This window comes from Streptomyces sp. NPDC033229 (genome assembly GCF_055576875.1).
The window spans coordinates 1-2,550 of sequence record NZ_JBVIQR010000167.1 but is presented as its reverse complement, the minus strand read 5'-3'; the positions used below and the strand labels follow the sequence as shown (position 1 = coordinate 2,550).

1 protein-coding gene is annotated in these 2,550 nt (G+C 64.5%); it reads left to right on the top strand.

What is annotated here, in order from left to right; translation table 11 throughout:
* Positions 1-676: 676 nt before the first annotated feature.
* On the top strand, positions 677-2,437 hold the full coding sequence (ltrA, locus tag ACZ53N_RS37075) for a group II intron reverse transcriptase/maturase (RefSeq protein ID WP_469145098.1): 1,761 nt from the start codon (positions 677-679) through the stop codon (positions 2,435-2,437).
* Positions 2,438-2,550: the final 113 nt, after the last annotated feature.

The following is a 2,550-nucleotide window of genomic DNA, read 5'->3' as shown; positions in this document are numbered from 1 at the left end:
TCAGTGTGCGACACGAAGTCGCTCCAGGTAAGTAAGGACAGCCATGTGAAGGAGGTATCGATCGGCTGAACTTCGGGCCAGTGTCCATGGCCCGTTCCCGCGCTCCCATGCGTCGCTGGTAACGGCGGGGTGTGAAGCGGAGCGTTCAAGCCCAAGGGCGTCCCGGCCATCGGGGTGCAACAGGTGAGGGAAAGGCTGGACGGGCGAACGCAAGTGAACCCTCGATGATGCCTCGTGACTTTAAGACCGCGTCGATGGCGTGTTGGCGGCGGTCACAGGACCCGGTGCTGGGAGGCGCCAAGCGACCTTCGGGTAACTGAGCCCGGAGGGAGGACACCGCTGGTCCCGGGGTAGAGGGGGCGCCCACCCCAGCTGCGTCTTACTGGTGCGGAACGTGGAAACCCCGACGGGGTCCAAGCCACCGGCTTGGTAGGCCAACCGTGAGGAAGGCTGAAGTCCCCGGCGGGAGAAGGAAGATCCAAGAAGCGAAAGCCGGCAGGCCGAAAGGTCAGAGGAAACCGGGAGTTGGGACCTTCACCCATCTCTCGCATAACTCGCCGGATACGGGTCCTGGTGGCCCGGCCCGAAAGGGCGCCCACGTGGATCAGGTGAGCCTTTGAAGTCACCACTGCAAGGAAGCCGGAACCGAGGGACAAGTTAGATACCGGAGGCGAACATGGAGATCACGGCACCTGTCGTGACGTCCTCGCCTGCGGGGAACGGACCCGAGGACGACCTACTCGACTGGCACGGCATCGACTGGGCCACCTGCGAGGAAAACGTACGGCGGCTGAGGCAGAGGATCTTCAAGGCGACGCAGGAAGGGGACCTCAAGAAGGTCCGCAATCTGCAGAAACTCATGCTGCGAAGCCGCAGCAACACGCTGATCAGCGTGAAGCGGGTGACGCAGCAGAGCAGTGGTCGCGTGACCGCTGGCATCGACGGGGAACGGGCCCTCACGCCTAAGGCACGAGGCACGCTGGCGACCGAGATCCACCGGTCGTCGAATCCGTGGAAGGCCAGGCCGGTCAAGCGAGTGTTCATCCCGAAGAGCAACGGGAAACAACGACCACTCGGCATCCCGGTCATCCGTGACCGGGTCCTCCAGGCCCGCGTGAAGAACGCGCTGGAACCCGAGTGGGAAGCGCGGTTCGAGCCCAAGTCGTATGGCTTCCGGCCCGGCCGCAGCTGCCAGGACGCGATTACCTCGATCTTCTGGACGGTGAAGGGCAAGAACCCTAAACGTCTATGGGTCCTGAACGCGGACCTGTCGGCGGCATTCGACCGCATCGACCACAACCACCTCATGACCATGCTCGGCCAGTTCCCTGCCAGGGACCTGATCGCGGGATGGCTAAAGGCGGGCGTGATCGACCGCGGCCGGTTCGCACCGACCGAGGAGGGAACTCCTCAAGGCGGTGTGATCAGCCCACTGTTGCTGAACGTTGCTCTGCATGGACTGGAACAGGCCGCAGGGTGCCAATACACGGTCCGAGCCGGGCGCGAGCCCGGCGCGATGCCGGGCACCCCAGTGCTGGTGAGGTATGCCGACGACTTCGTCGTGCTCTGCCACGACAAGGAACAGGTGCACCAGGTCAGGGCCCAACTGGAGGACTGGCTGGCGCCGAGAGGTCTTCGCTTCAATGAGGAGAAGACCAAGGTCGCTCACCTCGATGAGGGGTTCGACTTCCTCGGCTTCACCGTCCGCCGCACGGGCGGAAAGCTGATCATCAAACCGAGCACCGCAGCCTGCAAGAGGCTCCGGGCGCGACTGCGGACCGAGGTTCGAGCCCTGCATGGGGCGAATGTCGAGGCCGTGTTGCGCAGGCTGATCCCGATTGTTCGCGGTTGGGCGGCCTACTACCGGGCGGTGGCGTCCACGACGACGTTCTCGTCGCTGGATCACTACATGTGGCGGCTGACCTTCAAATGGGCCAGGCGACGCCACCGCAACAAATCGAGGTACTGGGTCGTGGACCGGTACTTCGGCAGGTTCCACCCGTCCCGGCGTGATCGGTGGGTGTTCGGCGACCGCGACAGCGGCGCCTTCCTCATCAAGTTCGCCTGGACCGGCATCGTCCGCCACTACCCGGTCAAGGGCTCGGCGTCTCCGGACGACCCCGCTCTGGTTGAGTACTGGCGGGACCGCCGTCGCAGGAAAGCGCCGCCGCCGATGGACAAGACGAGTCTTGTGCTGGCGGTCCGGCAGCAGGGGCTCTGTCCTCTCTGCAAGCAGGCGCTGATCGTCGGAGCCGAGTACGAACCGGACAGTCCACGCGAGTGGATCAACTGGTTCGCGGCCTCGAAGAAGATGCTCCACAAGCATCACTTCACCTACCGGCGAGACGGTGGCACGGACGAGCGGAACAACCTTCGCCTCGTGCACTCCGAATGCCACCGCCAGCATCACGCTGGCGACGACAGACGGGCCACATGACCCTGCTGACCTGCGAAGCCCGCGTGGCTTGCTTGAGCCGGATGCGGTGAAAGTCGCACGTCCGGTTCTGAGGGGGCCGGGGATCAGCAATGGTCTCCGGCTACCCGACCACA

Bases quoted from the DNA above. Each gene is read 5' to 3' on its own strand.
- ltrA (WP_469145098.1), top strand. From the start codon at position 677: ATGGAGATCACGGCACCTGTCGTGACGTCCTCGCCTGCGGGGAACGGA.